The organism is Streptococcus suis YS161, from assembly GCF_002760245.1.
Taxonomy (GTDB): domain Bacteria; phylum Bacillota; class Bacilli; order Lactobacillales; family Streptococcaceae; genus Streptococcus; species Streptococcus suis_I.
Genome location: NZ_ASCA01000060.1, coordinates 1 through 7040 on the forward strand (window position 1 = coordinate 1; position 7040 = coordinate 7040).

Consider the following 7040-nt stretch of genomic DNA (forward strand, 5'->3'; position numbering starts at 1 on the left):
CTCAATTGGAAAATATGATTTACTAACTATTTTTACACATAAAACCGTTTTTGATAAAATTGTAAAAGTACTATCATTGGATTTTCAAAATAAAGTAGATTATGTGGCTGCCCCAGAAGCAATTGGATGGATACTAGGCACTGCCATAGCCAAAGAACTTGGAGTGGGGTTTATTGGAGTAAGAAAAGGTGATAAGCTGCCATACGCAAAAGAAGAGATTATTTCGACACATTTTACCGACTATTCAGGTCAAGATAAAAGCTTTGAAATATCTAAGAGTTCTATTGTGAGGAACAAAAGAGTTTTGATTGTAGATGATTGGATAGAGACAGGTTCTCAAATGAAGGCTTTAATAGCTTTGTTAGAGAAATTGGATTGCAGCATTATTGGGTTGGCTACTATTGGGATTGATATAAATGAGGTTACTCAAAAATGGATAGACAGCAGTTTTGTAGCTTATATTGGCTCAAACATATAATAAACCGAAAGAAAATCTTGAATCAAAATTTTGGATGGCGTTAATTTACAATACAACGAAAGATGTTTACCCTGAATAATTCATACTTTTTAATTGAAACCGTCTGAAACTGCCTAACGGCAGTCTGATAATTACTTTTTTAGTTTCACCCCTTAAGTGATGAAAAAAGAACCCCATTCTGCTATGGTAAAGGTGACGAAACCAACCATAAGAAAGGAGTTCTTCTCATGACTAGCTTACACAAAAATCAAGTTAAATTCAATTCAAATATCACTATTTCACATACCGGTGGTCGTCTATCAAGTGATTCGGGGTTAGTCCTGGTTAAAGAATTAATGAATACCTTCGGCTTTTCGCACTTAGCTAAACAATGGCTCCATATTACAGATCATCGGGCTTATTTTACCCATGATAACTTAGCGATATTGGAACAGCTTATTATGCAATTAATTGCTGGTTACTCGGCAGACTCATCAGCTAATCTATTAAGACGGGATCCTGTCTTTCAAGCTGTACTCGGTAAAAAACAGTTGGCATCACAATCCTCAATCTCACGGTTTCTGGATCGTTTCACCGAGGAGAACATCGATCAACTCCAAGCATTAAATCAGTCATTGATTGATAAAGCACGTTTAATTCGCAATGACACCGAGTTAATCATTGATGTCGATTCCACACATTCGGATACCTTTGGACGCCAAGAACAAACAGATTATAATGCCCATTATCAAACCTACGGCTATCACCCATTAGTTGCCTTTGATGGACTGACCGGAGATTTCTTAAAAGCTGAACTGCGTTCAGGCAATCAGTACACATCTAAAGGGGTAAAAGCCTTTATCAACCCGCTTTTACACCACTACAAGAGCACGTTACCTCATACCGAGATATTGGTTCGGGGTGACAGCGGCTTCGCCACACCAGAGGTGTATGAGTCTTGTGAAGCAACTGAAAGCCAGTACGTTATCCGATTAAAGAGCAATCGGAGGTTAAGTCAGTTAGCTGAACATTCTGTTCTTTACGGGGACAATCAAGAATGGGAAGAGCGAGAAGTGCAGTATTTTTCACTACCTTATCAAGCACAATCCTGGTCGAAACCTCGTCGTGTCTGTATACGCTCCGTCCGTGAAGGAGGAGAATTGCTATTTCATCATGCGTTTATTGTGACTAATCTATCCGACAATGTCTCGCCTGAAGTCATATTTTCTCTTTACGGCAAGCGAGGAACAATGGAAAATTTCATCAAAGAAGCGAAAGGTGGCTTTTACTTCGATAAAACAGATAGCCCGCGTTTCTTAGAAAATCATGTCAGAATGATGATCAGTGTCCTTGCATACAACCTCGTTAATTTTTTAAAAAGCATTGGTTTTGATAAAGTGAACCAGGGCATGACGATTCATTCCATCCGGCTGATATTGCTTAAAGTAGCCGGTAAACTTGTTCAGACTGGGAGACAGGTCTATCTCAAACTGTCAAGTTATCATGTGTATCAAACTGAATTTTATAAGGTTTTTGAACGCCTGCGGCGATCCAAACAATGGATTTAGACTAGTTATCACACAAATTTTTTAACCGATTCTTTTTCAAGGGATTCGTCTGCCCTTAAATAGACAAATAATTTTTATTATGATCTTCTTCCGTAGGCATCCTGTTCGAAAACACATTATTTTGGAAGAAAGTATCTGCCTAATTTAAAAATTGGCAATTTGTTCAAAAAAACAGGTTAAATTTAGAGCTATGAATTATTCAGGGTATCATTTCTTGAAACATTTCCAAAATTACCAAATGTAAACAATGGGACCTCACCATTAACTAATTGCTCAACTTCAAGCATAATGTACTTTTTTTCATGACTACTGATTACTGGTATTTCTTTTAAGAAGCTTGTTAAAACATTTCTTGTTTTTAGCTCATCCATCAATAAATCTGGCACAGTAATTCGATCAATAAGTGCTGAATATACAGATGTATTTCTTAAGACCAATCTACATAGTAAGGCATTTTTATACCTTAAGACTACTGTTTTTATAATCTTATAACAACTTCTCAATCTTGAATAACCAAATATGAATCCAGATTCAATATCACCTAAAAATTTATTTGCAGAAATATGAGATTCATGGAGTAAAGGTAAGAATTCTTTGATATCATTAAATTGGTGTTCTGTCAATTCCAATCGTAATTCCGAACTAAACGGGTTAATTTCTTCAAAAACTTTTTTTACAACTATATTTACTTGACCTATACTACTACAGTCAAATATTCCATCAAAATTTCGTCTATATTTCATTGGGAGTAAGCCAGTTGAAAAGATGCTTTGTGAAATTCTTCCCTCTATTTGTGACACAGGATTTATTAAAGTTTCAAAATCAATCACATAGGGATGTTCTTTACAAGCAATAATATTTTCATTGTGCATATCATTTCCATTCAACACATACGTAAATGCCAAAAGCACTCCCATATTTCTATAAAATGAATGGATTTGACTTTTATCATGGCAGGACAAATTGTCAATCTTCTCTTGGATCATAAAATTGCTACCAATGAATGTATCAGGAAATTTGAAATACTTAGAATCGAATACTCTACAATTTAATTCATTCAAAATTGGATACAAAGTGTATCCTGAAGTCTTATAAAAAAATGATTTATTTTGAAGTTGAAAGCTGATATTCCTATTACTACCGTGATTGTCTCCCACCATTGATAATATTTTTACACTTATATTTTCTTGCCTTAGATCAAAATTTTCTATAATTTCATTATAATTCTTGGTTAAATTTTTCAAAAAACATTCAATGCTAATTTCATAATTTTCTTTCAAAAGATTCAATCTTCTTTTTAAAACTGGATATTTATCAAGAAAGTACAAACCGTTATTAAGAATATTTTTACAAAATTCATTGTATTCACTATATTTTGAATTGGTTCCTTTCCCTATCCTAAATAAATTTATTTCTTGGACCAATACAGGAAGTAGTATTTTTCTAAACTCTTCCTTAAAACTATTAATAATGCTATCAGAAAAGGAGCACACTTCACTAAATTTTGAAGTGGAGAAAGAAAATTCCTCTATTACCTTTGAAATTACTATATCAAAACTTTTTTCCTCTGTAATATTAATTGTCATAGATATTACCTCTAGTAAAATAAAAGGAAATGCCCTATCAATTATGGCGATAGGACATACATAGTTACAAACTAATTTTTATTTTAACAATTTTTGCACCCAGAGATGAATCCAATATTTACACAAACATTTGATAAAAAGCCTGGACAGTCTTTAGTTAGAGTCTTAACAAACCCACTTCCAGCACCACCAATTAATAATGTAATTTCTTGATCAGTTGCAGTTTGAACATAGATTTCTGGTTTAATATTATTCATTATAAATTCCTCCTTGAATAATTAATTATTTGTAACTATGCTTCCCTATAAGATTATTATAAATCGATTAGTGATGTAAAACATGAGTAAAAAAGGCAAAACTCTATGGTACAAATCCTAAAAATAACGAAACGAGAAAATAAACCTGCAAACTAAATAATTGGTTCTCTTTATTCCTCTTATTAAATTTTGCTTTTTGCTTCTCAAGTTCATCTATTCTGAACTGTACTATAGCTTGAAATATCAGTTCACATTGGCTTTCTTCTATGTGTATTGAAAAAAGCAAAATAATATCTTAAACCAATCACTAGGAATACCAATTTACATATTCCTGATAATCCTAAGATTTAGGTTGCTCTATTTTTAAGATTTTTATAGTAATTATAAACAAGAGAAAGTTATTAAAGATAATATAAAAACCAGTAAAACTCCAAATACCATTAGTTGCTAAATCTTCTGTATAAAGGTAGCTCTCAGTAAAGAAGAGGTAAATTCCATAGATTTCAATAAAGATTATTCCACTGATGAGTCCGATAAGGAATAAAGTACTTGAAACTTTCACAATCTGATAAAAGACAAGTAACAACAGTCCTATTGCTGCGATAATCAAAAGGCTTTGTAGAATTTGTTCCAACATCTTACACCTCTTTCTAGGATAACTGCTTACGGTAATAGCTAGCCTGTTCCTTGTCTAAATCATCAAGTTGGGCAACCAAGTCAAAGTATTCCGCCTTCGTCACCTCATCTAAGCTTGGAAAATCATTCTCACGACTCGTGATGATGAGTTCCAGCTGTCCAGTGATTTCACGCTTTGAGAAGCTATAATCAAGCGTTTCATCTTCATACTGTTCCTTTAAAGCTTGGTAGTTGGCTCTATCCTCTGGGCTTGTAAAGCCTTGTGCCAACCATTCTTCTAGTTGATAACGCATTTCTTCTAGTGTTTGGGCCATGATCTATTCTCCTTTTGTGATTTCTTGCTTTCATTTTACCGCGTTCAAAAATATTTGTCAGCCTTTTTTCTTATATCTCGAGTGCTATTTGTTGCTTCATTTGGGGTGTTGTATCTTCACTAAACTTGGCCAAAGCCGCATCTATTTCCTCAATTTCTGCTTCTTTTTCAACCAAGGGAGCCAAAACATCATACTTAGCCTTTACAAGCTGATAATCTTCTTCCTTGGGAAAGACTTTTTCAACTTCTACTTTGGCTACTTGAAGCTTATCTTTTAAATCCTTTACCAGCCCTTCTGTCTTTTCTTGGTCATCTATTATATGGTCAATGGCATTACTAATCCGTTGAATGGTTCCCACGTCTGATTTCAAATCAAGAGCGACTGTGTATTGGTTATCACCTACAATCGTTAAAGAGACGGTCTCTGGTAAGGGCTCACTAGGACCTCGTGTAGTCATTTTTAAGTCAAATCCTCTAAAGCTTGCAAGTGTTCTGACTTCCTTGGTCTCTGAGCGGTTATAGGTAATGAGTTTTCGCAGATAGTCCCCTGCTTCTGCACGATTATCCATTTTCTGATTATCAAATCTCATGACAAAATCTTGCGACTTTGTTGCCAAAGATTGGGCAATATCTTTATCATATTGACTCAACCGTTTTTCTATAATAGGGAGGTGCTTCTCGCAATAGGAAATTGTGTGGCGGTATTCATCTTTTGAGCGATTAAAAGCTCGTTTTTGATTTTCTAACACCGTCAGTTCCATTTTCCAATTCCATTTTCAGTTTGAGATAGGGGTTACCTGTCGCTAGAGCTTTGAAGTCAGAAGCGGTCATGGTTTGTTCATCAATGTCTTCTGCCGACCGCACAGGGTCTTTTGAGGTCATAATCTGAGTGATATATTTGAGCTTATTCTCCTGTGTCTGCCAGAGGTAATTATCAAAACTCCCTTTGGTAATGTAGTGATAAATATCCACCTCTTGGTGCATATTCCCTTGTCGAATCAGTCGTCCATTTCGCTGTACAATATCAGAAGGCCTCCAGGGAACATCTAAGTGGTGGACAGCTTTCATGCGTGATTGCACGTTTAGACCCGTTCCACCTTTTTCCGTAGATGCCATGAGAATCCGCACTTCCCCACTATTGACCTTTCGTGATAGGGAATTTTTCTTCTCATCGGTATTGGCATCATGCACAAAAGCAATCTGTTCTTTGGGAATCCCTCGATCAACCAGCAAAGCTTTCAGTTCATTATAAACATCAAAACCTTCTTCCTTACTTTTAGGTGTTCCAATATCAGAGAAAATCATCTGAGTAGCCTTTTCTCCTGCTCCTTCAAGGTAGATTCGCTCGACATTATCAACCACTTGAAGGATTTTCTGATTATCTGATAAGGTATAAACAGGGTCAATCAACCGCATATCAATAGCTAGTTTTCTAGCTTCCCCGGTTATCTTTAACATATTATCTCTACTTGGGTCAACACTACCTGACTTGATAGCGTCTGAACGCTCTACCAGTTCTTCTAAATAGTATTTCTGAGCTTGCGTTAACTCGCTTTCCACCGCAATAATCTTAGCTTCAGGAACAGGTAAATCAAGCATGTCTGATGTCTGAATATCGGCAGTTTCCTTGTAGATTCGCATGAGTTCAGGCAAATTGACAAATTTCTTGAACCGTTTCTTAGGTTGGTATTTATCACCTGTCGGGGCTAGTTCCATAGAGTTTTCGATATTCCCAAAAGCCCCAACCCATGAGTCAAAATTGGATACCTGATATCGTTCCAAAACATCGGGCTGAATGTAATTCATCATGGTGAAAAGTTCACTGATGGAGTTAGAAACTGGTGTTCCTGTCGCAAAAACGACATTTCTATCGCCATGCTCTGCCTGAACCTGTCTCACCTTCATCTCCATGTCTACGTTCTTTTTTGAAGTGGTATTGGTGATTCCCGCGACATTCCCAAGTCCAGTGATTGGACGGATATTCTTGAAATGATGAGCCTCATCCACAAAAAGAAAATCAATTCCAAGGTTTTCAAATTCAATAAAGGTATCTCGCTCTAGTTTTTGGAGTTCTTCTAGTTGGTGTTCTAATCCCTTAATTGAACGCTCTGCTTCTTTCACCGTGTAATCACTGTCACTTCCTAGTTTAATTTCTCTGAGTTGCTCCAGCTTGTCATTGATATAGGTAACCTGCTTCTCTCGACTCATCGGTATTTTTTCAAA

General features: G+C 35.8%; 6 protein-coding genes and 1 pseudogene. 2 read left to right on the forward strand and 5 right to left on the reverse strand.

From position 1 onward, the window contains the following. Window positions 1-478: phosphoribosyltransferase family protein (locus SST111_RS08635; RefSeq protein ID WP_099810722.1), on the forward strand; the 478-nt coding region annotated here is incomplete at its 5' end. A gap of 227 nt (window positions 479-705) precedes the next feature. After that, window positions 706-2025, forward strand: coding sequence for an IS1380-like element ISSsu5 family transposase (locus SST111_RS08640; protein WP_002338419.1), 1320 nt, complete (start codon window positions 706-708; stop codon window positions 2023-2025). Window positions 2026-2213: 188 nt separating this feature from the next. Here the strand turns inward: SST111_RS08640 and SST111_RS08645 are convergent, their stop codons facing one another. The 5 genes and pseudogenes from SST111_RS08645 to SST111_RS12065 all read right to left on the reverse strand — a co-directional run. After that, on the reverse strand, window positions 2214-3611 hold the full coding sequence (locus tag SST111_RS08645; RefSeq protein ID WP_011922451.1) for a DUF4135 domain-containing protein: 1398 nt from the start codon (window positions 3609-3611) through the stop codon (window positions 2214-2216). 83 nt (window positions 3612-3694) lie between these two features. Then, the gene (locus SST111_RS08650) at window positions 3695-3868 is read right to left on the reverse strand and encodes a type A2 lanthipeptide (RefSeq protein ID WP_012775117.1); all 174 of its coding nucleotides are present in this window, start codon (window positions 3866-3868) and stop codon (window positions 3695-3697) included. Window positions 3869-4208: 340 nt separating this feature from the next. Further along, window positions 4209-4505 carry a DUF5966 family protein gene (locus SST111_RS08655; RefSeq protein ID WP_012775118.1) on the reverse strand — a complete coding sequence of 99 codons (297 nt, stop codon included), beginning with the start codon at window positions 4503-4505 and terminating at the stop codon, window positions 4209-4211. Window positions 4506-4518: 13 nt separating this feature from the next. After that, window positions 4519-4818, reverse strand: coding sequence for a DUF5962 family protein (locus tag SST111_RS08660; RefSeq protein ID WP_011922452.1), 300 nt, complete (start codon window positions 4816-4818; stop codon window positions 4519-4521). A gap of 70 nt (window positions 4819-4888) precedes the next feature. Further along, a pseudogene (locus SST111_RS12065) lies at window positions 4889-7040 on the reverse strand (helicase-related protein); the annotation flags it as partial.

Excerpts from the sequence above, each read along its gene's own strand:
- SST111_RS08645 (WP_011922451.1), bottom strand. The coding sequence starts at position 3,611 with ATGACAATTAATATTACAGAGGAAAAAAGTTTTGATATAGTAATTTCA.
- SST111_RS08660 (WP_011922452.1), bottom strand. The coding sequence starts at position 4,818 with ATGGCCCAAACACTAGAAGAAATGCGTTATCAACTAGAAGAATGGTTG.
- SST111_RS08655 (WP_012775118.1), bottom strand. The coding sequence starts at position 4,505 with ATGTTGGAACAAATTCTACAAAGCCTTTTGATTATCGCAGCAATAGGA.
- SST111_RS08650 (WP_012775117.1), bottom strand. The coding sequence starts at position 3,868 with ATGAATAATATTAAACCAGAAATCTATGTTCAAACTGCAACTGATCAA.
- SST111_RS08640 (WP_002338419.1), top strand. The coding sequence starts at position 706 with ATGACTAGCTTACACAAAAATCAAGTTAAATTCAATTCAAATATCACT.